The organism is Bradyrhizobium genosp. SA-4 str. CB756 (assembly GCF_000473125.1).
In the GTDB taxonomy this organism is placed as follows: Bacteria; Pseudomonadota; Alphaproteobacteria; order Rhizobiales; family Xanthobacteraceae; genus Bradyrhizobium; species Bradyrhizobium arachidis.
In genome coordinates this window covers 295,621-321,736 of record NZ_KI421499.1, presented here as the reverse complement: position 1 = coordinate 321,736, position 26,116 = coordinate 295,621, and the positions used below count along the sequence as shown (strand labels likewise).

General features: G+C 64.5%; 15 protein-coding genes. 11 read left to right on the top strand and 4 right to left on the bottom strand.

Translation table 11 applies throughout. The annotated features are described in order from the left end of the window. Positions 1-12: 12 nt before the first annotated feature. Both BRAGE_RS0101555 and BRAGE_RS47595 read right to left on the bottom strand, forming a co-directional pair. Complete coding sequence (locus BRAGE_RS0101555; RefSeq protein ID WP_027560791.1) at positions 13-1,956, bottom strand: PrkA family serine protein kinase; 1,944 nt, start codon at positions 1,954-1,956, stop codon at positions 13-15. Positions 1,957-2,264: 308 nt separating this feature from the next. Next, positions 2,265-2,951, bottom strand: a complete 687-nt coding sequence (locus BRAGE_RS47595) for an STM3941 family protein (RefSeq protein WP_231164106.1) — start codon at positions 2,949-2,951, stop codon at positions 2,265-2,267. Positions 2,952-3,161: 210 nt separating this feature from the next. On the opposite strand from BRAGE_RS47595, the gene BRAGE_RS0101545 reads away from it, so the two are divergent. The 6 genes from BRAGE_RS0101545 to BRAGE_RS0101520 are packed head-to-tail and all read left to right on the top strand — an operon-like array spanning position 3,162 to position 10,671. Then, the gene (locus BRAGE_RS0101545; RefSeq protein WP_027560792.1) at positions 3,162-6,011 is read left to right on the top strand and encodes a bifunctional transaldolase/phosoglucose isomerase; all 2,850 of its coding nucleotides are present in this window, start codon (positions 3,162-3,164) and stop codon (positions 6,009-6,011) included. Positions 6,012-6,024: 13 nt separating this feature from the next. Further along, entirely contained in the window at positions 6,025-7,023 is a 999-nt protein-coding gene (gnd, locus tag BRAGE_RS0101540) for a phosphogluconate dehydrogenase (NAD(+)-dependent, decarboxylating) (RefSeq protein WP_027560793.1), read from the top strand. A 40-nt stretch (positions 7,024-7,063) separates the two neighbouring features. Continuing rightward, positions 7,064-8,575 (top strand): glucose-6-phosphate dehydrogenase, encoded by a 1,512-nt coding sequence (gene zwf, locus BRAGE_RS0101535; RefSeq protein WP_027560794.1) that lies wholly within the window; start codon positions 7,064-7,066, stop codon positions 8,573-8,575. Further along, positions 8,572-9,321: a 6-phosphogluconolactonase gene (gene pgl / locus BRAGE_RS0101530; RefSeq protein WP_027560795.1), complete on the top strand. Its 750-nt coding sequence runs from the start codon at positions 8,572-8,574 to the stop codon at positions 9,319-9,321. The genes zwf and pgl overlap by 4 nt, the downstream gene beginning before the upstream one ends. 22 nt (positions 9,322-9,343) lie before the next feature. Further along, a complete protein-coding gene (locus tag BRAGE_RS0101525; RefSeq protein WP_028146176.1) occupies positions 9,344-9,844 on the top strand; it encodes a gluconokinase in 501 nt (166 codons plus the stop codon). A 14-nt stretch (positions 9,845-9,858) separates the two neighbouring features. Further along, on the top strand, positions 9,859-10,671 hold the full coding sequence (locus BRAGE_RS0101520) for a Cof-type HAD-IIB family hydrolase (protein ID WP_027560797.1): 813 nt from the start codon (positions 9,859-9,861) through the stop codon (positions 10,669-10,671). Positions 10,672-10,904: 233 nt separating this feature from the next. Here the strand turns inward: BRAGE_RS0101520 and BRAGE_RS0101515 are convergent, their stop codons facing one another. Further along, on the bottom strand, positions 10,905-12,704 hold the full coding sequence (locus BRAGE_RS0101515) for a glycoside hydrolase family 15 protein (protein ID WP_027560798.1): 1,800 nt from the start codon (positions 12,702-12,704) through the stop codon (positions 10,905-10,907). Between the two features lie 29 nt (positions 12,705-12,733). Continuing rightward, the gene (gene malQ / locus BRAGE_RS0101510; protein WP_027560799.1) at positions 12,734-14,695 is read right to left on the bottom strand and encodes a 4-alpha-glucanotransferase; all 1,962 of its coding nucleotides are present in this window, start codon (positions 14,693-14,695) and stop codon (positions 12,734-12,736) included. Positions 14,696-14,899: 204 nt separating this feature from the next. On the opposite strand from malQ, the gene BRAGE_RS0101505 reads away from it, so the two are divergent. The 5 genes from BRAGE_RS0101505 to treZ are packed head-to-tail and all read left to right on the top strand — an operon-like array spanning position 14,900 to position 26,115. After that, a complete protein-coding gene (locus BRAGE_RS0101505) occupies positions 14,900-16,846 on the top strand; it encodes a maltotransferase domain-containing protein (protein ID WP_027560800.1) in 1,947 nt (648 codons plus the stop codon). Between the two features lie 11 nt (positions 16,847-16,857). Beyond that, positions 16,858-20,151, top strand: coding sequence for a maltose alpha-D-glucosyltransferase (treS, locus tag BRAGE_RS0101500; protein ID WP_027560801.1), 3,294 nt, complete (start codon positions 16,858-16,860; stop codon positions 20,149-20,151). Beyond that, positions 20,144-22,282, top strand: a complete 2,139-nt coding sequence (gene glgB, locus BRAGE_RS0101495) for a 1,4-alpha-glucan branching protein GlgB (RefSeq protein WP_027560802.1) — start codon at positions 20,144-20,146, stop codon at positions 22,280-22,282. The genes treS and glgB overlap by 8 nt, the downstream gene beginning before the upstream one ends. A gap of 3 nt (positions 22,283-22,285) precedes the next feature. After that, entirely contained in the window at positions 22,286-24,364 is a 2,079-nt protein-coding gene (glgX, locus tag BRAGE_RS0101490; protein WP_027560803.1) for a glycogen debranching protein GlgX, read from the top strand. Further along, a complete protein-coding gene (gene treZ / locus BRAGE_RS0101485) occupies positions 24,361-26,115 on the top strand; it encodes a malto-oligosyltrehalose trehalohydrolase (protein WP_027560804.1) in 1,755 nt (584 codons plus the stop codon). The genes glgX and treZ overlap by 4 nt, the downstream gene beginning before the upstream one ends. The last annotated feature ends 1 nt before the right edge of the window (position 26,116 follow it).

Here is a 26,116-nt window from a genome sequence, read left to right as displayed (position 1 = left end):
TTCCCATCCGCCTCAACCGGCCTGCTTCACGCGCATGTACCATTCGACGAGCCGGCGAACCTGACGCTCGGTGTAGCCGCGCTCCACCATGCGTGCGACGAACTCGCCGTGCTTCTTCTCCGTCTCGCCGTCCTTCTTCGACCCGAAGGAGATGACTGGAAGCAGATCCTCGACCTGGGAGAATATCCGCTTTTCGATCACGTCGCGAATCTTCTCGTAGGAGGTCCAGGTTGGATTCTTGCCGGCATTCTGTGCTCTGGCCCGTAACGAGAACTTGACCACCTCGTTGCGGAAATCCTTCGGATTGGCAATGCCGGCCGGCTTTTCGATCTTGGTCAACTCCTGGTTCAACAGTTCGCGATCGAGCAACTGGCCGGTGTCCGGATCCTTGAAATCCTGGTCCTCGATCCAGGCATCGGCGTAATCCACGTAGCGGTCGAACAGATTCTGGCCGTAATCCGAATAGGATTCGAGGTAAGCCTTCTGGATCTCGTTGCCGATGAACTCAGCATAGCGCGGTGCCAGCTCCGCCTTGATGAACTCCAAGTAACGTTTCTCGGTTTCCTCGGGCAGCTGCTCCCGGCGGATCGACTGCTCCAGCGCATACATCAAGTGCACGGCATCGGCGGCGACCTCCTGCGGGTCATGGTTGAAGGTCGCCGCCAGGATCTTGAAGGCAAAGCGCGTGGACACGCCGTCCATGCCTTCGTCGACACCGGCGGCATCCCGGTATTCCTGGACGCTTCGTGCCTTGGGATCGGATTCCTTCAGGCTTTCGCCATCATAGACCCGCATCTTGCCGAACAGCGTCGAATTCTCGTGCTTGCGCAGGCGCGACATGACCGAGAACCGAGCCATCGTTTCCAGTGTCGACGGCGCGCACGGCGCAGACGCCAGCTCCGAACCCTGGATCAGCTTCTCGTAGATCTTCTGCTCTTCGGTGACCCGCAGCACGTACGGCACCTTGATCACGCAGATGCGGTCGATGAAGGCCTCGTTGTTCTTGTTGGCCTTGAAGCTCGCCCACTCCGCTTCGTTCGAGTGCGCGAGAATGACGCCGGTGAACGGGATCGCGCCGATGTTCTCGGTGCCGATGTAGTTGCCCTCCTGCGTCGCGGTCAGCAGCGGGTGCAGCATCTTGATCGGCGCCTTGAACATCTCGACGAATTCAAGGATGCCCTGGTTGGCGCGGTTGAGGCCGCCGGAATAGCTGTACGCATCAGGATCGTTCTGCGCGAAGGTCTCGAGCTTGCGGATATCGACCTTGCCGACCAGCGAGGAGATGTCCTGGTTGTTCTCGTCACCAGGCTCGGTCTTGGAGACCGCGATCTGGCGCAGCCGCGACGGCTGGATTTTTGCGACTCTGAACTGAGAAATGTCGCCGCCGAAGGCTTCCAGCCGCTTGTAGCACCACGGGCTCATCAGACCGGTGAGACGCCGGCGCGGAATGCCGTATTTCTCCTCCAGCATCGGCCCGAGATGATCGGGATCGAAGAGGCTGAGCGGGCTTTCGAACACCGGCGAGAGCTCATCGCCGGCCTTGAGCACGTAGATCGGCTGCACTTCCATCAGCGACTTGAGCCGCTCGGCGAGCGAGGACTTGCCGCCACCGACCGGACCGAGCAGATAGAGGATCTGCTTGCGCTCTTCGAGGCCCTGCGCCGCGTGACGGAAGAAACCGACGATGCGCTCGATGGTTTCTTCCATACCGTAGAAGCCGGCGAAGGCCGGATAGGTGCGGATCGTGCGGTTCAAAAAAATACGGCCAAGGCGTGGGTCCTTGGCCGTGTCAATCGTCTGCGGATCGCCGATCGCTGCTAGCAGTCGCTCGGCCGCATTTGCGTATTTCATGGGATCGCTTCGACACGATTCCAGATATTCCGCCATCGACATGTCGTGCTGGCTTCTCGCCTCGAACGACCGAGCGAAAGCGTTGAATAGAGAATCGTTGTACATGATCCCTCTCCGCGTGAGTTCCGCTACAAGCTGAAACGAAAGCAGTTACCGGACCGTTCCTCAGGCCATTTCGAATCAGCGTGAGCACATGACGATCATTGGACACCCTGGGGCCAACTCGACGCAACGCACAACGTAGGCACTCCGTGAGTTACGAACAGGCACATGCCTGTAATTTGTGCGAATCTATGTCTATATTGGCTCATTTCCAGAAAATGTCACTTGGTCGCAACATCCGGGCATTACCGGGGATGAGTCCATCCGGCGCCGCAGCATAGCGAGCTGCGGGCGGCGATCTTATGACGCTTCTACGGCGAAGCCTTGAGCACCGCTTGCGTCGCTCGTTCATCTTCCTGCTGCAATGCAGTGCGCGGACCGGCGGCAGCATGATAGTCGCGACAAGCACGCAGCAGTGTATCAAAATCGGTCGCCAAACCGTCCGAATGGATGACAATCCGATCGCTCTGCGCCCGGCGGCCCGAGCCGCGGATGGTGCTGAGCTGCCGCCGCAAGGCCGGCGTCGGCGTCAGCACGATCATCTTGTGCCCGCGGCTTTCCTCAGCCGAAATCTCCGCAATGGAGTCCCAAAGCAGGAATTCACTACCGATGCGCAGATCGCGAATGCCGAAAGGAGTGGCGATCACCACCGGTCCACGCTCGGCGGGGAGCAGCCAGATCAGCCAGCTGGTCACCAGGCCAAACAAGGCGACGCCGGCATAGCCGACCGTCGTATCGTAGTCGCCGAGCCCGTCCCACATGTCGAAGGCGAGGCTTGCACTGAGCAGGGTCAGCGCAAAGCCCGCCGCGACCAGCAGTCGCAGGCGTGTCGCGCATTGACCGATTTCGAGATCGCACGCCTCGGCGCTTGCGGCCGGCGCGATCGATTGCGGGCTATTGGCAACGGCGAACGTAACACCGTCAGTATGTGCGTGCATGCAGTCCCCCAGCATGACCATTCGCGACGGGCCTACGGCGACGTGGCCGGCGTTACGCAACGAGATCTCGGCCGAACCTTTCGGCCAACGATTTTTTACGCAACACAGCCACTGCCGCCTGGATCGCCATGATCGCGACGGAGTTACACTGAGAGTATGACGCAAATACCCTTGATTGGTTCCCTCCCGGGAGCATGTAAGCTAGAGGATAGCGCGTCAGGATCGGCGCGGAAACCCCTCGCCCCCCAGGCTTGGAGATAAATAAGCACCATGAATCCCGTCAAAGAACTGGAAAAGCACGGACAAGCCGTCTGGCTGGACTTCCTCGCCCGTGGCTTCATCGCCAACGGCGACCTGAAGCGGCTGATCGACACCGACGGCGTCAAGGGCGTCACCTCCAATCCCTCCATCTTCGAGAAGGCGATCGGCAGCTCGGACGAGTATGACGCCCCGATCGGCAAGGCGCTGAAGCGCGGCGACCGCACCGTGGCCGACCTGTTCGAGGCAGTCGCCGTCGAGGACATCCAGAACGCCGCCGACGTGCTGCGCCCGGTCTATGACCGCCTCAAGGGCGGCGACGGCTATGTCAGCCTGGAGGTCTCGCCCTATCTGGCGATGGACACCGCCGGCACGGTCACTGAGGCGCGGCGGCTGTGGAAGGACGTCAGCCGCAAGAACCTGATGGTGAAGGTGCCGGCGACGCCGGAGGGCCTGCCGGCGATCGAGACGCTGATCGGCGAAGGCATCAGCATCAACATCACGCTGCTGTTCTCCAAGGCGGTCTATCTCGAGGTGGCCGAGGCCTATCTCGCGGGCCTGGAGAAATACGTCGCCGGCGGCGGCGACCCCTCGCATGTAGCGAGCGTTGCAAGCTTCTTCGTCAGCCGCATCGACACCATGGTCGACAAGCAGCTCGACGAGAAGATCGCCCGCGCCAACGACCCATCCGAGAAGGAGCGGCTCGCCGCGCTCAAGGGCAAGGTCGCGATCGCCAACGCCAAGATCGCCTATCAGGATTACAAGCGCCTGTTCTCCGGTCCGCGCTGGGAGAAGCTCGCGGCCAAGGGCGCCAAGCCGCAGCGCATGCTGTGGGCCTCCACCGGCACCAAGAACAAGGACTACAGCGACGTCCTCTACGTCGAGGAGCTGATCGGCCCCGACACCATCAACACCGTGCCGCCGGCGACGCTGGATGCGTTCCGCGATCACGGCAAGCCGCGCGACAGCCTGGAAGAAAACATCGACGACGCTAGGCGCGTGCTGGAGGAGCTGGAGCGCTCCGGCGTGTCGCTCGACGCCATCACCGAGGAGCTGGTCAAGGACGGCGTCAAGCAGTTTGCGGACGCCGCCGACAAGCTCTACGGCGCGGTCGCCCACAAGCGCGCCACCGTGCTCGGACCCGCGATCGACCGTCAGCAGCTTTCGCTCGGCGACGGGCTCGGCAAGGCAGTGGCCAAGAGCACCGAGGAATGGCGCGCAGCCGCCAAAATCCGCAGGCTGTGGCAGCGCGACAAGTCGGTCTGGACCGGCACGGACGAGAACAAATGGCTCGGCTGGCTCGACAGCGCGGCCAAGGCCAACGTCGCCGATTACGAGGATTACGCGGGCCGCGTGAAGGGCCAGAACTTCTCCGATGCCGTCGTCCTTGGCATGGGCGGATCGAGCCTCGGCCCCGAGGTGCTCGCCGAGACCTTTGGCAAGAAGCCCGGCTTCCCGAAGCTGCACGTGTTGGACTCCACCGATCCGGCGCAGGTGCGGGCGATGGAAGACAAGATCGACATCGCCAACACCGTGTTCATCGTGTCGAGCAAGTCCGGCGGCACCACCGAGCCGAACGCGATGAAGGATTACTTCCATGAGCGCGTCGCGCAAGCGGTCGGGCCGAAGGTGAAGACCGGCCACCGCTTCATCGCGGTGACCGATCCCGGCTCCTCGCTGGAGAAGGCGGCGAAGAAGCTGAACTACGCCCGCATCTTCCATGGCGAACCGTCGATCGGCGGACGCTATTCGGTGCTCTCGCCGTTCGGCCTGGTGCCGGCGGCGACCGCCGGCATCGACGTCAAGACCTTCATCAAGCATGCGCAGGCGATGGCCCGCTCCTGCGGGCCGGACGTGCCGCCGAGCGAGAATCCGGGCGTGCAGCTCGGCCTTGCCATGGGCCTCGCCGGCCTCGAGGGCCGCGACAAGGTGACGATCCTGGCGTCGAAGAAGATCGCCGATTTCGGCGCCTGGGCCGAGCAGCTGATCGCGGAATCGACCGGCAAGGAAGGCAAGGGCCTGATCCCGATCGAGGGCGAGCCGCTGGGCGAGTCCGCTTCTTACGGCAACGACCGCTTCTTCATCGACATCCGCACCGAGGGCGAGGCGGATGCCGCCCATGACTCCAAGCTTGCCGCGATCGAGGCGGCCGGCCATCCCGTGGTGCGCATCGTCATGAAGTCGATCGACCATCTCGGCCAGGAATTCTTCCGCTTCGAGATGGCGACCGCGGTCGCGGGCTCGATCCTCGGCATCAACCCGTTCGACCAGCCGGACGTGGAAGCGGCCAAGATCAAGACCCGCGAGCTCACCGCGTCGTTCGAGAAGACCGGGTCGCTGCCGGCCGAGGAGCCGGTGGTCAGCACGGATGAGGCCGATCTCTACACCGACGAGGCCAACGCCACGGCGCTGCGCGCAGCCGGTGCCAATGGCGACCTCACCTCATGGCTGAAGGCGCATCTGTCGCGCTCGGGCGACGGCGATTATGTCGCCCTGCTCGGCTACATCGCGCGCGACAAGGCGACGATCGACGCGCTCCAGGCCATGCGGCTCGAGGTGCGCGACAAGCGGCATGTCGCAACCTGCGCCGAATTCGGCCCGCGCTTCCTGCACTCGACCGGGCAGGCCTACAAGGGCGGCCCCGACAGCGGCGTGTTCCTCCAGATCACCGCCGACGACGCCAAGGACCTGGCGGTGCCAGGCCAGAAGGCGAGCTTCGGCGTGATCAAGGCGGCGCAGGCGCGCGGCGACTTCGACGTGCTCACCGAGCGCGGCCGGCGCGCGCTTCGGGTGCACCTGAAGGGCCCGCTCAAGAAAGGTCTCGCGACGCTCAATGCGGCGCTCAATGATGCGCTGAATTAAGGAGATCTCTCACATGCAACTCGGCATGATCGGCCTCGGCCGGATGGGCGGCAACATCGTTCGCCGCCTGATGCGCCACGGCCATACGACCGTGGTCTATGACAAGGACGCCAAGGCCGTCGCCGGCCTTGCCGCAGACGGCGCGGTCGGCTCGGCCACGCTCGAAGAGTTCATCTCGAAACTCGAGCGGCCGCGCACGGCCTGGGTGATGCTGCCGGCCGGCCACATCACCGAGACGACGATCGAGACGATCGCCGGCGTGATGCAGGACGGCGACGTCATCATCGACGGTGGCAACACCTTCTGGCAGGACGACGTCCGCCGCGGCAAGGCGCTGAAGGCGCGCGGCATCCATTATGTCGACGTCGGGACCTCCGGCGGAGTCTGGGGCCTCGACCGTGGCTATTGCATGATGATCGGCGGCGAGAAGGCCGTGGTGGACCGGCTCGATCCGATCTTCGCCGCGCTCGCGCCCGGCGCCGGCGACATTCCGCGCACCGAAGGACGCGAGGGTCGCGATCCCCGCATCGAGCAGGGCTACATCCATGCGGGTCCCGTCGGCGCGGGCCATTTCGTCAAGATGATCCACAACGGCATCGAATACGGCCTGATGCAGGCCTATGCCGAAGGGTTCGACATCCTCAAGAACGCCAACATCGACGCGCTGCCGGCGGATCATCGCTACGATTTCGATCTCGCCGACATCGCCGAGGTGTGGCGGCGCGGCAGCGTCATCCCGTCCTGGCTGCTCGACCTCACCTCCACCGCGCTCGCCGACAGCCCGCAGCTCTCGGAATATTCCGGCTTCGTGGAAGATTCCGGCGAAGGCCGCTGGACCGTGAATGCGGCGATCGACGAGGCCGTGCCGGCAGAGGTACTGACTGCGGCGCTCTACACACGTTTCCGTTCCCGCAAGGAACACACCTTCGCGGAGAAAATTCTCTCCGCGATGCGTGCCGGTTTCGGCGGCCACAAGGAGCCGAAGCCGCCGGGCGCCGTGAAGCCCAAATAAGAGCTCAGGTCAGAAGCAACAAAGCGAAGGCCAACAATTCGTGACAAAAGACCCGAAAGCCAAGCGCAAGCCGGAAAATTGCGCCTTCGTCATCTTCGGCGTCACCGGAGACCTCACCCATCGCCTGGTGATGCCGTCGCTCTACAATCTCGCCGCCGAGCACCTGCTGCCGGAAAAGTTCTGTGTCGTCGGCGTCGCCCGCAAGGGTCAGTCCGATGACGAGCTGCGCGACAGCCTGATGCAGGGCCTGCACAAGTTCGCGACGCGGCCCGTGGACGACGACATCGCCCGGAAGCTGCTGGAATGCGTGACCTTCGTCGAGGCCGACCCGAAGGACCCGCCCTCGTTCGACCGTTTGCGCGAGCATCTGGATTCGCTGGAATGCGCGCAGGACACCGGCGGCAACCGGCTGTTCTACCTCGCGACCCCGCCGGCCGCGTTCGCGCCGACCGCGCGCGAGCTTGGCCGCACCGGCATGATGAAAGAGAACGGCGCCTGGCGGCGGCTCGTCATCGAAAAGCCGTTCGGCACCGACCTCGCCTCGGCACGCGCGCTGAACGGCGAGCTGCTGAAGATCATGGACGAACACCAGATCTACCGGATCGATCATTATCTCGGCAAGGAGACGGTGCAGAACATCCTGGTGCTGCGCTTCGCCAACGGCATGTTCGAGCCGATCTGGAATCGCAATCATATCGACCACGTCCAGATCACGGTGGAGGAGAAGCTCGGCGTCGGCCATCGCGGCGGCTTCTACGACGCCACCGGCGCGCTGCGCGACATGGTGCCGAACCATCTGTTCCAGCTGATGTCGCTGGTCGCGATGGAGCCGCCGGCACGTTTCGACGCGCATTCCGTGCGCTCGGAGAAGGCCGATGTGCTCACCGCGATCCAACAGCCGGACGAGGAAGAGGCCCTGAGAAGCTCGGTGCGCGCGCAATATCTCGCGGGACGCATCGGCGAGGACGAGATTCCGGACTATCGCAAGACCGAGGACGTCAAGCCTGGCAGCACCACCGAGACCTTTGTCGCGCTGAAACTGATGATCGACAATTGGCGCTGGGCCGGCGTGCCGTTCTACTTACGCACCGGCAAGGCGCTGGGCCACAAGCGCACGGAAGTCGCGATCAAGTTCAAGCAGGCGCCGCTGTCGATGTTCTCAGGCACGGACGTCGACCGCCTGTCGCAGAACTTCCTCACCATCGGCATCGCGCCGACCGAAACCATCGAACTTCAGTTCAACGCCAAGATTCCGGGACCGAGCATCACCATCGACGGCGTCGAGATGAAGTTCAAGTACGGCGACTATTTCCGCGCCGATCCCTCGACCGGCTACGAGACGCTGATCTACGACTGCATGATCGGCGACAACATCCTGTTCCAGCGCGCCGACGGCGTCGAGGCCGGATGGCAGGCGGTGCAGCCGTTCCTGGATGCCTGGAAAAATGCCGGCACCAACGGCATCGAGACCTATCAGGCTGGCAGCGACGGCCCGAAATGCGCCGACGAGCTGCTTCGCCGCGACGGGCGCAGCTGGCGGAAATATTCGTGATGGCGGCCGGCCAGCCGGAGCTGATCGTCGCGCTAGACGCCGAGGCGCTGGCGCAAGCCGCAGCCGAGCGGGTGATGGCGCGGATATCAGCCAATCCCTCGCGCATCGCGATCTGCCTCACCGGCGGCTCCAGCCCGAAGAAGCTCTATCAACTGCTCGGCAGCGACGAATGGCGCGGCAGGATTCCGTGGGATCGCGTGCACTGGTTCATCGGCGACGAGCGTTTTGTCCCCGAGAGCGATCCGCTCAACAACATGGCGGTCGCGCGCGCCACCTTTCTCGATCGCAACGCGCCCGCTGGCCATGTTCATCCGATCCCGACCACCGCGGAAAATCCCGATGCGAGCGCCGCGGCCTATGCGCGCGAGCTGCAGGCCTTCTACGGCTCGGACCAGCTCGATCCGGCGCGGCCGCTGTTTGACATGGTCCTGATGGGCGCAGGGCCGGACGGCCACACCGCCTCGCTGTTTCCCGGTTATCCCGAGATCGAGGAGACCGCACGCTGGGTCGTCGGCGTGCCCAAGGCCAATGTCGCGCCGTTCGTGCCGCGGGTCTCGCTCACTCTCCCCGTGCTGGCATCCTGCCGCGAGATGCTGTTCGAGATTGCCGGGCACGACAAGCAGCCGATCTTGACGCGCCTCCTCAATGGCGAGAATTTGCCGGCTGTACGCGCGTGCTCGAATCGTGAGACCGTCTGGCTGGTCGACAGGGCCGCGCTTCCGGAGGGAATTCGTGGGCCGCGTTGAAGCACCTTGTGCGTTGATCGTGATGGGCGTGTCTGGTTCGGGCAAGAGCACGGTGGCGGAGGCGCTCGGCGAGCGGCTCGGCTGGCGCTTCGAGGACGGCGACAGCTTTCACCCCGCCCGCAATGTCGAGAAGATGCGGGCCGGCCATCCCCTCACCGACGAGGACCGCTGGCCCTGGCTCAACGCCATCGCCGACGAGATCGCGCGGGTGTGCGGCAAGGGCGGGCACGTCATCATCGCCTGCTCGGCGCTGAAGCACACTTACCGCGACGTGCTGCTGCGCGGTCGCGATGACGTCCGCTTCGTGTTCCTGAGGGGCACGAAAGAGCTGATCGCTGAGCGGCTCGCGCAGCGCAAGGGCCATTTCATGCCGCCTGGATTGCTGACCAGCCAGTTCGATACGCTGGAGCCTCCGGAGGCTGGCGAGCACGTCGTCACTGTCTCGATCGACGAGACCGTCGAGGCGATCGTGGACGGCATCGTGCGACAATTGAAACTGGGCGGCGCGACGCTGCGGCCATAACCCAAGGTCATGCCATGACGAAAATCTCACTCGTGGTCTCCGACGTCGACGGCACGCTGCTGACCAAGGACAAGACGCTGACCGAGCGCGCAAAGAGCGCGGTGCAGCGGCTGCACCGGGCCGGCATCGGCTTCACCATCACCTCCAGCCGTCCCGCGATCGGCATGCGCTTCCTGATCGAGCCGCTGGCGCTGTGGCTGCCGGTCGGCCCGTTCAACGGCTCCTCGATCATCGATCCCGAGATGAGGCCGGTCGAGCAGCACCTGATTCCCGCAAGCGCGGCCGAGCGGGCCTTGCAGATTCTCCGGGAGTTCGGCGCCGACATCTGGCTGTTCACCTACGACAAATGGCTGATCGACAACCCCGGCGGCAAATACGTCGCGCATGAGCAGCACACGATCCGCTCCGATCCCACTATTGTGACGGAATTCTCGCCGTACCTCGCCAGCGCCTGCAAGATCGTCGGCGCCAGCACCGATGCCGCCGGCCTCGAGCGGTGCGAGAAGGCGATGCAGGAGGCGCTCGGAGCCGAGGCGACCGCGGTGCGCTCGCAGACCTACTATCTCGACATCACCCCGCCCGGCTTCAACAAGGGCACGTTCGTGCAGGCCATGGCCAAGCGCCTCGGCATCTCGACCGAAGCGGTCGCCACAATCGGCGACATGCAGAACGACCTCGCGATGTTCCGCGTCAGCGGCACCTCGATCGCCATGGGCAACGCCACCGACAACGTCAAGGACCAGGCTACCCACGTCACAGCGACCAATGAGCAGGATGGTTTTGCCGAGGCGATGGAGATGGTCTTGAAGTGGAACGGGGTGGGGTGAGGCGGGCTGCCGGCTTGTTCACCTCTCCCGCTTGCGGGAGAGGCATAGGCCGCCTTCGGCGGCCGTCCACTTAACGCCGAGGCGCAGCCTCGGCTATGGCGTAGCGGCGGGTGAGGGTTCTCTCCTCTTGGGGGTTCTCGCCCAGCGGAAACCCCCTCTCCCCAACCCTCCCCCGCGAGCGGGGGAGGGAGCGCACCTCCGCTCTGGTACCAATCAAGACTAAAGCACGGTCACTACTTCGACCGCTGCATCGCCGGCTTCTCGCTCTTTTGCCTTGCCGCCGACAGATTGTGCGCGGTGTTGATCAGCGCGATGTGGGTCAGGGCCTGCGGGAAATTTCCGGTCTGGCGGCGCGCGACGGAATCGTATTCCTCGGCCAATAGCCCGACGTCGTTCGCGAGCCCGGCGACGCGATCGAACAAGACCTGCGCCTTGTCGAGATCGCCCGACAGCACATAGGCGTCGGCGAGCCACAGGCTGCAGGCCAGGAACGCGCCCTCGATCGGCTGATGCTCGTCGGAGACTTCGCGCGGATCGTGGCGCAGCACGAAGCCGTCGTGCATCAGGTGCTGTTCGACCGCGGCGATGGTGCCGCGGATGCGCGGGTCGTCGGCCGGCAGGAAGCCGACGCCGGGCAGCAGCAGCACGCTGGCATCGAGCAGCTTCGAGCCATAGGACTCGACAAAGGCATTCTCCCCCGCGTCGAAACCCCTGTTGCAGACGTCGCGATGAATGGCCTCGCGCAAGGCGCGCCAATGCAGCAGCGGCGCCTTGAAGCCAAAAGTCTCGGCGCTCTTAATGCCGCGGTCGAACGCGACCCAGGTCATCACCTTGGAGAAGACGTAATGCCTCGGCTGGCCGCGCCGCTCCCAGATGCCGTGATCGGGCTTGTCCCAGACCTCGGCGAGGTGATTGAGCACGTTGCATTCCAATGCCCAGCTCTCGTCGTCGAGCTTCAGCTTGGCCATGCGCGACTGGTGGAAGGCGTCGATCAGCTCGCCATAGACGTCGAGCTGCAGCTGTGCATGCGCGGCATTGCCGACGCGCACCGGCTGCGCGCCCTCGTAGCCGGCGAGCCAGCCCGCCTCCCATTCCAAGAGGCGCCGCTGACCCCAGATGCCGTACATGATCTGCATGTTCGCCGGCGCGCCGGCGGCGGCGCGCAGCAGCCAGTTGTGCCAGGCCGAGGCTTCCTCGGTGTAGCCCGAGTTCATCAACGCCAGCAGCGTGAAGGTGGCATCGCGCAGCCAGCAGAAGCGGTAATCCCAGTTCCTACTGCCGCCGAGCTTCTCTGGCAGCGACGTCGTCGGCGCGGCGACGATGCCTCCGGTGGGAGCGAAGGTCAGCGCCTTCAGCGTGATCAGCGAGCGCAAGATGAGGTCGTGATAGGGCCCGTCGCGGGTGCAATGGCTGCACCAGTCCTTCCAGAACGCTTCGGTCTCTTCGAGCGCTTGCTCAGGGTCGATCGGCCCGGGCGGCTCGAGATGCGAGGGACCGTAGGTCAGCACAAAAGGTACGGTCTCGCCTTCCCTCACCTCGAAATCGGAGACCGTGGTGAGATCCTCGCCGCGGGTCTCGACTGGGGTGCGCAGCACCGTCATGTCCTGGCCGCAGATCGCGAGCAGCGAGTGGTCGATCCGCCGCACCCAGGGAATGTCGACACCGAAGCCGAAGCGGATCACGAGCTCCATCCGCATCTTCACCGTGCCGCTGATGCCACGCACCAGCCGGACGATGTCGGAGGCCTTGCCGCGCGGCGGCATGAAGTCGACCAGCGCGACGGTGCCAGACTTGGTCTCAAAGCGCGTCTCGAGGATGAGGGTGTCGCCGAGATAGCGGCGCGAGGTCTTGACGACGTCATCGGCTGGCGTGATCAGCCAGCGGCCGTTCTTGTTTGTCCCGAGGATCGCGGCGAAGCAGGCGTCGGAATCGAAGGCCGGCCAGCACAGCCAGTCGATCGAGCCGTTGCGCCCAACCAGCGCAGCGGTCTCGCAATCGCCGATCAGCGCATAGTCCTCGATCCTCTGAGACAATGTCGTTCGAGCCTGGAAATCCCGGCGGGTTAACGCCCGCCGGCCAATGAACGTTCCCGCGTTGCGGCCTTCAAAGCCGCGAGATCAACCTTAGCGGCGATCTCGTCGAGCGCAACGGGTAAGCGCTGGCGCCAGTTCGGATGCTCGTCGATCGTGCCCGGAATGTTGGGCTGGTCGATCACGCCGAGCAGATCCTCCATGGACACCGCGAGCAGCCGCGACGGCGTGCGCGACAGGAAGGCGAGCACCGAATAGAGGTCGTTGGCGTTGATGCCGTTCTGCCGCAAGATCTCGTCGAGCGCGCCGAGCGCGTCCCAGCGCGCCTGGTCGTCCTCGCCGGGATCGAGCCCGAGCGAGCGCTTCATCTTGAGGTCGCTGAACGAGCGCCAGCCCGCATAGGTGCAGAGGTCATGCGTGTTCAGCGTCACCAGGGCGTTCGGCCGGTAGTGGTCGATGTTGCGGAAATGGCCCGAATCGTCGCGCTCGAACATCATGACGAGGTAGGACCAGATGCCGAAATCCTGCATGGTCTCGCGGAAACCTTCCGGCACCGTGCCGAGATCCTCGCCGATCACGATGCATTTGTGGGCTGCGCTCTCGCGCACCACCGCGCCGAGCAGCGCCTCGAACGGCATCTGCACATAGGCGCCGTTGTCGGGCTTGAAGCCGCGCGGCACGAGATACAGCCGCTTCAAACCGAGCACGTGATCGAGCCTGATAGCACCGGCATGGCGCATCGACGCCGCCAGCATGTCGGCAAACGGCACAAAGGATTGGGCCTCCAGGCCGCCGGCGTTGAAGCCGGCAAGGCCCCAGTCCTGGCCGACGGTGTTGAGCACGTCGGGCGGCGCGCCGACGGCCAGATGGCGCGAGATCGCCATCTGCTCGTTCCAGGCATCGAAGCCGTTGGACTGCACGCCGACGGCGACGTCGAGATAGAGCCCGACGCGCATGCCAAGCTGGTTCGCCAGCTCCCTTGCGGCACGCAATTGGCTATCGGCGGTCCATTGCACGAATTCGACGAACTCGACCTCGCGTTTGTCGGGTCCTGTGCGCAAGCCCGCGCACTTCGTCTCATCCGGCTGCTGCCATTCCACCGGCCATTCCCACCACGGCCCCGTGAAGCGATGGCGCAGCACCTCGAAACAGGCAAAGCGCGACAATAGCGGCGCGCGTTCGGCGCGGAAGGTGTCGAACGCCTTCCGGCGCGGCTCGCTCGCGCTGGTCACGAAGCTGTTGAACGCGGCGCGCAAGGCCAGCCATTTCAATGCCGCCATATCGGCGTAGGGCACGCGATCGCCCTGGCGGAGCCGCGCAGCGGTCGCAGCCGCATCTGGCACGAGATCGGCGGAAAATTCCGGGATCGCCTCGACGTCGATATAGAGCGGATTGAGGAACAGCCGGCTGTTCGGCGAATAGGGGCTGCAATCTGAGGGATGATCGTCAAACAGCACGTGCAGCGGATTGAGCCCGACGCCGTCGGCTCCGAGCTGCTTTGCCAGCCGGAGGAGCCCGGCCAGATCGGTGAAGTCGCCGATGCCCCAATTGCGGTCCGAGCGGACACTGTAGAGCTGCACGGCCAGCAGCCAGCCGCGGTCGAAATCGCCGCCGAAGGCGCGCTCGGGCGCCACGATCATCGGCACGTCTTCGCTCACGCCTTCGGCATCGGTGAGCGTCAGCCGGTGATAGCCGAGCGGCAGGCCCGCGGGCCAGGCGATCACGGGCTCGCGCGTCTCGCCTTGCGCGATGATTTTGTCCTTGCCGGTGATTTTCCATCTGAGCGGCGCCGCGCCTGATGTCGCCAATTCGGTGCGGGGATTGCCCAGGGCACGGACCACGACCGGCCCGGCGACGAAGCGGTAGACCCGCTTCTCCGGCAAGGCGTCGAGGATGGATTTGAGGGCCACGGGATCTGTGACCCGCAGCTTGCCGAGGGCATCGATAAATTCAGATTGAACGCCCTTGATCCGGGCTTGAGCTAAAAGATCCATTCGGCACGCAGCTTGCAGGCCATCGTCTGGCCGGTGGCATCGATTTTAACGAGGTCGCGGAAGAGGTTAGTCACGGGTAACTCGCAAACTGCGCTTGCCGTTCCCGAGGGAACCAATGACACACAAGCGGCTTTCTATAGTGGTACCAAGCGTAGGTTCCCGACAAGGGAAACGGGCTCCTGCTTTCTTGTCAATGGCATCACCGTGAACAAGACAATTCAAACTGTCGAGAGTGCCGCTGCCGGCAGCGCTTTCCTCATCGAAAACGTCTACCCCTTGATCGACGGCGGCCGCTCCGCCGTGAAGCGGATTGCGCGCGAGCGCGTCGAGGTCTGGGCCGACATCTATCGCGGTGGCGATGCCGTGATATCAGCCGCGCTGATCTGGCGAGGAGAGCAGGACCGCGAATGGCGGAGCGAGCCGATGATCCATCACGGCAATGACCGCTGGTCCGGCGCGTTCACGCCCCTGGAGCCCGGTCAATATGCCTATGCGATCGAAACCTGGACCGACGAGTTCGCGACCTGGTCAAACGGTGTCACACGAAAACAGCGCACCGGCGCCGATGTCAGCCTCGATGCGGTCGAGGGCGCTGGCCTGCTGACCAAGGCGCATGGCGCAGGGCAGGACGCCGCAGCGGTCATCATCAGGCAGTGCGAGGACTATCTTGAGACCGGCAACGTCGCCCCGCTGCTTGCGGCCGAGCTCGGCAAGGCCATGGCCGAAAGCCAGTCGCGACCCGACCTGACCCGCTCGCCGCCCTTCCCGCTTGTCATCGACCGCGACAGAGCGCGCTTTGGCGCCTGGTACCAGATGATGCCGCGCAGCCAGAGCCAGATCCCCGGCCGGCACGGCACGCTGCGCGACTGCATCTCGCGCGTACCCGATATCGCCGCGATGGGCTTCGACGTGCTCTATCTCACGCCGATCCACCCGATCGGGCGCACAAGCCGCAAGGGCCGCAACAATTCGCCGGTGGCGACCGAAGGCGAGCCGGGCTCGCCCTATGCGATCGGCTCAGCCGAAGGCGGGCACGATGCGCTGCATCCCGAGCTCGGCACCATCGAGGATTTCCGCGCGCTGGTCGCCACTTGCCTCGAATACGGCCTCGAGCTCGCGCTCGACTTCGCCGTGCAATGCTCGCCGGACCATCCCTGGCTGACGCGGCATCCGGAATGGTTCAAATGGCGGCCGGACCGCTCGGTGCGGACGGCCGATGGTCCCTATTCGGACATCGTCATCCCCGATTTCGCCTCGGTCGATCGGGTCGGGCTGTGGAACGCGTTCCGCGACGCCATGCTGTTCTGGATCGACCATGGCGTCACCATCTTCGCCATCGACAACCACGACACCGCGCCGCTGCCATTCTGGGACTGGCTGATCGGCGACATCCGCCGCCGGCACCCCGAGGTGATCCTGTTCTCCAAGACGTATACGAAGCCGAAGCTGATGAAGGGCCTTGCCAAGCTCGGCTTCGCGCAGTCCTTCACCTATTTCCCGTGGCGCACTTTGAGGTGGGAGCTGGAGCAATATCTTGGCGAGCTGACGCGCTATCCCGAGCGAGACTTCTATCGCCCGAACCTGTTCGTGAACACGCCTGACCTCTTGCCCTATCATCTGCAGAGCGGCGAGACCTGGGCCTTCAAATCGCGCGTCGCGCTGGCAGCGACGCTGTCGGGCAGCTTCGGCATCTACAGCGGTTTCGAGCTGCTCGAGCACGAGGCCGTGCCCGGCCGCGAAGAGTATCAGGATTCCGAGAAATACCAGATCAGGCAGCGCGACTGGGACAAGCCGGGCAACATCAAGCCGTACATCACCGCGCTCAACCGCATCCGCAACGAGAACGCGGCGCTTCAGCAGACAGCAAGCCTGCGCTTCCTCGGCGCCGAGGACGGCGAGACCATCGCCTTCGCCAAGGAGGCGACTAACCCGGCCAACACGGTGATCGCGGTCATCGCTCTCTCGCGCCATGCGCGCGAATTCTGGTTGCCGCTCGGCGACCTCACCATCGATGTCGGCGGCGAACGCCGCCACGTCACCGCACTCGAAAATCTCCTCACCGGCGAACAATGCCGCATCGAATGGGGTGGGCTCAAATTGCGTATCGATCCCGACCGCGATCCGGCACTCTTGTTCCGCTGCCTGGCGTAAGGGGTCACGCCATGAACGTATTGTCTTCCGTCGACACCAAGAAGGCCGAGTCTGCCGAGATCGTGGACGAGCTCTGGTACAAGGACGCCATCATCTACCAGCTCCACGTCAAGGCCTTTGCCGACAGCAACAATGACGGCATCGGCGACTTCGCCGGGCTGACCGAGAAGCTGCCTTATCTGCAGGACCTCGGCGTCACCGCGCTGTGGCTGCTGCCGTTCTACCCCTCGCCCGGCCGCGACGACGGCTACGACATCGGCGACTACGGCTCGGTCAATCCCGATTTCGGGACGATGAAGGATTTCAAGCGCTTCATCCAGGAGGCGCAGAAGCGCGGCCTACGCGTCATCACCGAGCTCGTCGTCAACCACACCTCCGACCAGCACAAATGGTTCAAGCGCGCGCGCCGCAGCCATCCGGGCTCCAGCGCCCGCAACTGGTATGTCTGGAGCGATACCGACCAGAAATACCAGGGCACGCGCATCATCTTCACCGACACCGAGAAGTCGAACTGGACCTGGGATCCGGAGGCCGGCGCGTTCTATTGGCACCGCTTCTTCTCGCACCAGCCCGACCTCAATTTCGACAATCCGCGCGTCGTCAGCGCCATCATCCAGGTGATGAAGCGCTGGCTGGACGCCGGTGTCGACGGCTTCCGGCTCGACGCCATTCCCTATCTCTGCGAGCGCGAGGGCACCTCGAACGAGAACCTCCCGGAGACGCATGAGATCATCAAGCGCCTGCGCCAGGAGCTCGACGCGTACTCCAAGGGCAAGCTGCTGCTGGCCGAGGCCAATCAATGGCCGGAGGACGTGCAGGAATATTTCGGCCGTGGCGACGAGTGCCACATGGCCTATCACTTCCCGCTGATGCCGCGCATCTACATGGCCATCGCGCAGGAGGACCGCTTCCCGATCACCGACATCCTGCGCCAGACGCCTGATATCCCGGCGAGCTGCCAATGGGCGCTGTTCCTGCGCAATCATGACGAGCTGACGCTGGAGATGGTCACCGACGTCGAGCGCGACTATCTCTGGACCACCTATGCCAACGATCCCCGCGCGCGCATCAATGTCGGCATCCGCCGCCGCCTTGCGCCGCTGATGGACAACGACCGCCGCAAGATCGAGCTGATGAACTCACTGCTGCTGTCCTTCCCGGGCACGCCGATCATCTATTACGGCGACGAGATCGGGATGGGCGACAACATCTATCTCGGCGACCGCAACGGCGTGCGTACGCCGATGCAATGGAGCCCGGATCGAAATGGCGGCTTCTCGCGCTGCGATCCCGCCCGGCTCTACGCCCCGCTGATCATGGACCCCGTATACGGCTATGAATCGGTGAACGTGGAGGCGCAGTCGCGCAGCCTGTCCTCGCTGCTCAGCGCCACCAAGCGCCTGATCTCCGTGCGCAAGTCGACGCTTGCCTTCGGCCGCGGCACCATGACCTTCATCCGCCCGGCCAACCGCGCGGTGCTGGCCTATGTCCGGCAATATCGCGACGAGGTGATCCTCTGCGTCGCCAATCTGTCGCGCGCAGCGCAGGCGACCGAGCTCGACCTGTCGCCGTGGAAGGACCGCATCCCGCAGGAGATGCTGGGACGCACGCGCTTCCCCCCGATCGGCGAATTACCCTACATGATCACGCTGGGGCCGTACGGCTTCTACTGGTTCCAGCTTCAGGAGCGTGACAAGTCCGAGCCGGTGACGCCGCGCGCGGTGCCGGAGTTCGAGACGCTGGTGGTGCCGGTCAATTCGAACTGGGTGTCGCTGGCGCGCGAGCGCGGCGTGTTCGAGCGCGACGTGCTGCCGGGCTTCCTGTCGCGGACACGCTGGTATCCCGATCACAATCCCAAGCAGATCAAGGCCACGCTCACCTCGGCGGTGCCGTTCAGCGACATCGGCGACAACAGACCCTGGATCGCGTTCTTCGAGACGACGCGGGACGACGTCACCACGCGCTACGTGATGCCGATGCAGATCGAGTGGGTGCGCTTCGACCGCGAACGCTTCAACCCGAAGGCGCTCGCCGCCGTGCGCCAGGGCGCGCGCGAAGGCACGCTGCTTGACGTTGCGACTGAGCAGATCTTCATCGGGCTTTTCCTGCGCGGTCTGTCGCAAAACCTGGTGGTGGATGAGAACAATCTGCGGCTGGAGTTCAAGGCCACCAGCCGGTTCGCCGATTACACCATCAAGGAACCCCAGCGCATCCGCACGATCGAGCAGTCGAACAGCACTGCGCTGGTCGACAACCAATATGTCGCCAAGATCTACCGCCGGCTCCAAAGCGGGACCAGTCCCGAGATCGAGATCGGCCACTACCTCACGGAAGTGGCTCGCTTCGCCAATGCGCCGGCACTGCTCGGCAGCGTCGAGCTGATCGAGGGCGATCACCGCAGCGCGCTCGGGGTGCTGCATGCTTATGTCGAGAACCAGGGCGACGGCTGGACGGTGACCACGGGCTATCTCGACCGCTATATCGACGAGCAGCGCGTGCTGCCGCCAGGGGAAACGCAGCGTGAGACCCAGGAGCAGGCGCCCTATCTGCACTTCATGGCCCAGATCGGCCGGCGGCTCGGCGAGCTGCATGTCGCGCTGGCCGCGGCTACCCCGCCCGATCTCGCCCCGGAGCCGATCGGCTCCGCACAGATCAAGCGCTGGGTCTCCGATCTCAAGGCGCGTGCCGAGCAGGTGTTCGAGCGCCTCACTGAGAGCCGTGACGGCCTGCGGGAGGCGGACCGGCCGCTGATCGACCGGATCATCGCGGCACGCAACACCCTGCCCGACCGGCTCAATGCGCTATTGCGTTCCGGGATCGGCGGGTTGAACATCCGTCATCATGGCGACTTCCGCCTCGGGCAAATTCTGATCGTGAAGGATGACATCTTCATCATCGATTTCGACGGCGATCCGCGTCTGCCGCTGGCCGACAAGTGGCGCAAGCTGCCTGCCGCGCGCGACGTCGCCGGCCTGATCCGCTCGATCGATCTTTCGGTTAACGCAGCCCTTGGCCGCGCGCGCACGGGCCCGTCCGACGAGCAGGACCGGCTCGCCGCTGCGCTCGACGAATGGCGCGAGCGTGCGACCGCGACGTTCCTCACTGCCTATGACGAAGCCATGACGGATCGCCGGCTCTGGCCAGACGATGCGCAAGCCTCGGAAGGCCTGTTAAGGTTTTTCCTGCTTGATGAAGCGTTCGACGAAGTAGAGTACGAGCTGTCCCACCGGCCCGAGGGGCTCCATGCGCCGCTGACCGGACTGCTTCGCATTCTGTCCAGTACCGAGAGCGAAGCCCATGCCTAAGCTGCCTGCCGAAGCCTACGCCATCATCGAGGGCCGTCACTCCGATCCCTTCCACTATCTCGGGCTGCATCCCGAGGGTGGCAAAAGCGTGGTGCGCGCGTTCCTGCCCGAAGCCTCCAATGTCGAGGCGGTCGGCGAGCATGGCGAGATCGCAGCCCTCGATCGTGTCCACGATGCCGGCCTGTTCATCGGCGCGCTGCCCAATGGCTCGAAGCGCTATCAGCTGCGCGCAAAATTCGGCGACAGCGTCGTCGAGTTCGAGGACGCTTACCGCTTTCCGCCGATCCTGACCGACTTCGATCTCTATTTGCTCGGCGAAGGCACCCATCAGCGCCTCTACGACAAGCTCGGCGCACATCCGATGCGGCTCGAAGGCATCGACGGCATCGGCTTCGTCGTGCTGGCGCCGAATGCGCGGCGCGTGTCCGTGGTCGGCGATTTCAATTTCTGGGACGGGCGTCGCCATCCGATGCGGGTGCGCGGCGCCGGCTATTGGGAATTGTTCATTCCGCACGCCAAGAGTGGCGATCACTACAAGTTCGAGATCATCGGCCCCCACGGCCATCTGCTGCCGCTGAAATCCGATCCGATGGCGTTTGCGAGCGAGGTGCGGCCAAAGACGGCCTCGATCGTGTTCGACGAGGCGCATCTGCCTCGGCCGCGCCCGGCACCCGACGGCATCAACGCGCTGTCGGCGCCGATGTCGATCTACGAGGTCCATCTCGGCTCGTGGCGGCGCAAGAACGGCAATGAATGGCTGACCTATCGCGAGCTCGCCGAGCAGCTGCCGGCCTATGCCCGCGACATGGGCTTCACCCATCTCGAATTCCTTCCCGTGAGCGAGCACCCGTTCGACGGCTCGTGGGGCTATCAGCCGACCGGACTTTATGCGCCGACCAGCCGCTTCGGCTCGCCGGACGATTTCGCCGCTCTCGTCGATGCCTGCCACCGTGAAGGCATCGGCGTGCTGCTCGACTGGGTGCCCGGGCATTTCCCCGATGATCCTCACGGTCTCGGCAGCTTCGACGGCACCGCACTCTACGAGCACGCCAATCCGCTCCAGGGCCGCCATTTGGACTGGGGCACGCTGATCTACAATTACGGCCGCACCGAAGTGACGAACTTCCTGGTGTCGAACGCGCTGTTCTGGCTGGAACGCTACGCGATCGACGGCCTGCGCGTCGACGCCGTCGCCTCCATGCTCTATCTCGACTATAGCCGCCCGCCCGGCGCCTGGATTCCCAACCAGTATGGCGGCCGGGAGAACATCGAGGCGATCAACTTCCTGCGCCGCTTCAACACCGAGCTGTTCGCACGCTTCCCGCAGGCCACCACCGCGGCCGAAGAGTCGACCGCATGGCCGCAGGTCTCGCGCCCGGTCGAATTCGGCGGGCTCGGCTTCGGCTACAAGTGGAACATGGGCTGGATGCACGACACGCTGAACTACATCAGCAAGGATCCGATCCATCGCAAGCATCATCACGGCGAGATCCTGTTCGGCCTGCACTACGCCTTCTCGGAGAACTTCATCCTGCCGCTGTCGCATGACGAGGTCGTGCACGGCAAGCGCTCGATCCTCGGCCGCATGCCCGGCGACGAATGGCAGCGCTTTGCAAATTTGCGCGCCTATTACAGCTTCATGTTCGGCCATCCCGGCAAGAAGCTGCTGTTCATGGGCGCCGAGATCGCGCAGAGCCGCGAATGGAATCACGACCAGTCGCTCGACTGGCACCTGCTCGAATACAAATACCATTCCGGCATCCAGGCCCTGATCCGCGACCTCAACCGGCTCTATCGCGCCGTGCCGGCGCTGCACCAGATGGATTGCGACCAGGCCGGCTTCGAATGGCTGATCACCGACGACGCCAACCGCAACGTGTTCGCCTGGCTGCGCAAGGGCTTTGACGAGCAGGCGCGCTGTCTCGTCATCGTCAACTTCTCCCCCAACGTCTATCGCAACTATCGCGTGCGCGTGCCCTTTGCCGGCAGGTGGAAGGAAGTGTTCAATTCGGACTCCGCCCATTATGGCGGCGGCGACGTTGGGAACATCGGCGAGGTCCAGGCCGTTGACGGCGAGCTTCGCCTCACCGTTCCGCCATTGGGCGCGATCTTCCTCGTTCCGGAAAGCTGACCCATGCGCCTCACCGCCGGATCGCCCGCACGCCTCGGCGCAAGCTGGGACGGGCGTGGCACCAATTTCGCGCTGTTCTCCGCCAACGCACAGAAGGTCGAGCTCTGCCTGTTCGACACGCAAGGACGGCGTGAGCTCGAGCGCATCGAATTGCCTGAACGCACCGAGGACGTCTGGCACGCCTATCTCAACGACGTCTCGCCGGGGCAGCTCTACGGCTACCGCGTGCACGGACCCTATGAGCCCGAGCACGGCCACAGATTCAACGCCAACAAGCTGCTGCTCGATCCCTATGCCAAGCGGCTCTCGGGGCGGCTGGTCTGGAGCGATGCGCATTTCGCCTATCGCACCGGCTCGCCGCGCGAGGACCTTTCGTTCGACCGGCGCGACAATGCGCGCGGCATGCCCAAGGCGGTCGTGGTCGACGAGACCTTCAACTGGGGCCGCCGCGAGATCCGGCCCCACATCCCCTGGGAAGACACCATCATCTACGAGGCCCACGTCAAGGGCCTGACGCAGAAGCGCGACGACGTCCCGCCAAATCTGCGCGGCACCTATGGCGGGCTGTCGTCGCCCGCCATGATCGAGCATCTGAAGAAGCTCGGCGTCACCACGATCGAGCTTTTGCCGATCCACAGCTTCGTCGACGACCGCATTTTGGTGGAGAAGAAGCTCGCCAATTACTGGGGTTACAACACGCTGTCGTTCTTCGCGCCGGAACCGCGCTACGCTCAGGACAACGCGCTCGATTCCTTCCGCACCACGGTGGCGCGGCTGCACGATGCCGGCATCGAGGTGATGCTCGACGTCGTCTACAACCACACCGCCGAAGGCAATCATCTCGGCCCGACGCTGTGCTATCGCGGCATCGACAACGCCTCCTATTACTGGCTGAACCGCGAGAACCCGCGCTATTACGACGACTTCACCGGCTGCGGCTCGTCGGTGAACCTCACCCATCCGCGCGTGCTGCAGATGGTGATGGATTCGCTGCGCTACTGGGTCGAGGTCTGCCATGTCGACGGCTTCCGCTTCGACCTCGCCACCACGCTCGCGCGCGGGCCGAACGGTTATGACCGCGGCAGCTCGTTCCTGACCGCGATCCGGCAGGATCCGGTGCTGGCGAACGTGAAGCTGGTCGCCGAGCCCTGGGACCTCGGCCTCGGCGGCTATCAGGTCGGCGCGTTCCCGTCGCAATGGTCGGAGTGGAATGATCGCTACCGCAGCGCCATGCGCCGCTACTGGAGCGGCGAAGGCAGCCTGATCGGCGATATCTCCAGCCGCATGACAGCATCATCCGACCTGTTCAACCATGACGGACGGCGGCCGCGCGCCAGCATCAATCACATCACCGTGCATGACGGTTTCACGCTCGCCGACCTCTTCAGCTACAACGAGAAGCACAACGAGGCCAATGGCGAGGACAATCGCGACGGCTCCAACGACAACCACAGCAACAATTGCGGTGTCGAGGGCCCGACCGACGATCCGCAAATCCTCGGCCTGCGGCGGCAGCTGCGCAAGAACGTGCTGGCCTGCCTGATGCTGGCGCAGGGCATTCCGCTGCTGCTGGCCGGCGACGAGGTCGGTAATTCGCAATCTGGCAACAACAACGCCTATTGCCAGGACAATGAGGTCGGCTGGGTCGGCTGGGACAATCTCGGCAAGGACGGCGAGGACATGGTCGATTTCGTCGGCCACCTCGCCGGCATTCGCCAGAGGTTCTCGCAGCTTCGCAGCCATCGCTGGCTCGACGGCCGCCTCGCCGACGGCGCCTCCTATGGCGCGCTGTGGCTGACGCCCGCCGGCGACGAGATGACGGAAAGCGACTGGAAATTCCCGGAAGGGCGGTTCCTCTCTTATGTGATGGGCCCCGTGGAACCGGGCGCGGCCGCGATCTTTATCGTTCTGAACGCCGCCCCCGAAGAGATCGTATTCAAATTGCCCGAGATCGACGAATACAAGAGCTGGCAGCAGATCCTGAACACGACGGATGCCAAGCTGAACAGCATTGATTTCCTACCCGGTAGCGACAGCAAGGCGCCGCCGCGCTCCGTGCTCGCCTTCGCGGGGGCGCCATGAGGCCATCTTTCGGGGCGAGGCCGACGAAAGACGGCGTGTCGTTCCGCCTGTGGGCGCCCGGTGCGCGCCGGGTCGATCTGCTGCTCGAGCGACGGCACGCGATGCAGCGACGGCAGGACGGCTGGTATGTCGCGGACATTGACGGTCTTGCCGTCGGCACTCCCTACAAGTTCAGGATCGACGACGAGATCGACGTGCCCGATCCGGCCTCGGCCTTCCAGCCCGAGGATGTGTTCGGCCCGAGCGAGGTGATCGACCACGACGCCTTCACATGGCGCGCGCGCGACTGGCGCGGCCGTCCCTGGGAAGAGACGGTGCTGATCGAGACCCATGTCGGCACCTTCACCGCGGAAGGCACCTACCGCGCCATGATCGACAAGCTCGATCATCTCGTCGCCACCGGCATCACCGCGCTGGAGCTGATGCCGCTCGCCGATTTCGCCGGCCGCCGCGGCTGGGGCTATGACGGCGTGCTCTGGTATGCGCCCGACAGCGCCTATGGCCGGCCCGAGGATCTGAAGGCGCTGATCGACGAGGCGCATCTGCGCGGGCTGATGGTGTTCCTCGACGTCGTCTACAATCATTTCGGTCCCGAGGGGAATTACCTCGGCCGCTATGCACCTAGCTTCTTCACCGACGCGCATACGCCCTGGGGCAGCGCGATCGACTATCGCGTGCCGCAGGTGCGCGCATTCGCGGTCGAGAACGCGCTGTCCTGGCTCAGCGACTACCGTTTTGACGGCTTGCGGCTGGATGCCGCCAATCACATCATGGCGGTGCCCGGCGAACAGTCGATGCTGCAAGACCTCAGCGCCGCCGCCGGCGAGCTCGCCAAGGCGACGGGGCGGCACATCCACCTCGTGCTGGAGAACGGCGACAATCGCGCCAGCCTGCTCGACGCCGCGCAGGAGCCGCCGAACGGCAAATATCGCGGGCAGTGGAACGACGATTATCACCACGTCTGGCACGTGATGCTGACCGGTGAGCTCAACGGCTATTATGGCGACTACCAGACCCCGCGCATGGACCTTGCGCGCGCGCTGGCGTCGGGCTTCGTCTATCAGGGCGAGATCTCGGAATTCTGGGGCAAGAAGCCGCGCGGCGAGCCGAGCGGCGAACTGCCGCCCGCAACCTTCGTCAACTTCCTTCAAAACCACGACCAGATTGGCAACCGTCCGTTCGGCGACCGGCTTGAGAGTCTGGCCTCGCCGCAGCAGATCGAAGCCGCGCTCGCGGTGACCTTGCTGGCGCCGATGGTGCCGATGCTGTTTCAGGGCGAGGAATGGGGCTCGACCGTGCCGTTCCCATTCTTCTGCGAATTCAAGGGCGGCCTTGCCGACGCCGTGCGCAAGGGGCGCAGGCAGGAATATGCCTGGGCCTACGAGAAATACGGCGACGAGGTGCCGGACCCGCTCGATCCGGCCACGCTGCAATCGGCGGTGCTTGACTGGACCGGCCGCACCCCGGAGCAGGACAAGCGGCTCGTGCTGGTCAGGGAGCTGCTCATCCTACGCCGCAAGGAGATCGCGCCGCGGCTGAAGGGTGCCGCGTTTGGCGACGCCGAAGCGACCGACAACGGCCTGCTCACCGCGCATTGGCGCATGGGCGACGGCACCACGTTGCGTCTCGTCGCCAATCTGTCGGACCGGGACATCACGCACTCGGATAGCAATGCTGGCACGCCGATCTGGGGCAATGCTGCCGGCGACCGGCTCCCGCCCTGGTCGGTGGTCTGGCGCCTCGGAGGTTGAC

Bases quoted from the DNA above. Each gene is read 5' to 3' on its own strand.
- BRAGE_RS0101555 (WP_027560791.1), bottom strand. From the start codon at position 1,956: ATGTACAACGATTCTCTATTCAACGCTTTCGCTCGGTCGTTCGAGGCG.
- BRAGE_RS0101545 (WP_027560792.1), top strand. From the start codon at position 3,162: ATGAATCCCGTCAAAGAACTGGAAAAGCACGGACAAGCCGTCTGGCTG.
- gnd (WP_027560793.1), top strand. From the start codon at position 6,025: ATGCAACTCGGCATGATCGGCCTCGGCCGGATGGGCGGCAACATCGTT.
- BRAGE_RS0101525 (WP_028146176.1), top strand. From the start codon at position 9,344: ATGGGCGTGTCTGGTTCGGGCAAGAGCACGGTGGCGGAGGCGCTCGGC.
- BRAGE_RS0101520 (WP_027560797.1), top strand. From the start codon at position 9,859: ATGACGAAAATCTCACTCGTGGTCTCCGACGTCGACGGCACGCTGCTG.
- malQ (WP_027560799.1), bottom strand. From the start codon at position 14,695: ATGGATCTTTTAGCTCAAGCCCGGATCAAGGGCGTTCAATCTGAATTT.
- treS (WP_027560801.1), top strand. From the start codon at position 16,858: ATGAACGTATTGTCTTCCGTCGACACCAAGAAGGCCGAGTCTGCCGAG.
- glgB (WP_027560802.1), top strand. From the start codon at position 20,144: ATGCCTAAGCTGCCTGCCGAAGCCTACGCCATCATCGAGGGCCGTCAC.
- glgX (WP_027560803.1), top strand. From the start codon at position 22,286: ATGCGCCTCACCGCCGGATCGCCCGCACGCCTCGGCGCAAGCTGGGAC.
- treZ (WP_027560804.1), top strand. From the start codon at position 24,361: ATGAGGCCATCTTTCGGGGCGAGGCCGACGAAAGACGGCGTGTCGTTC.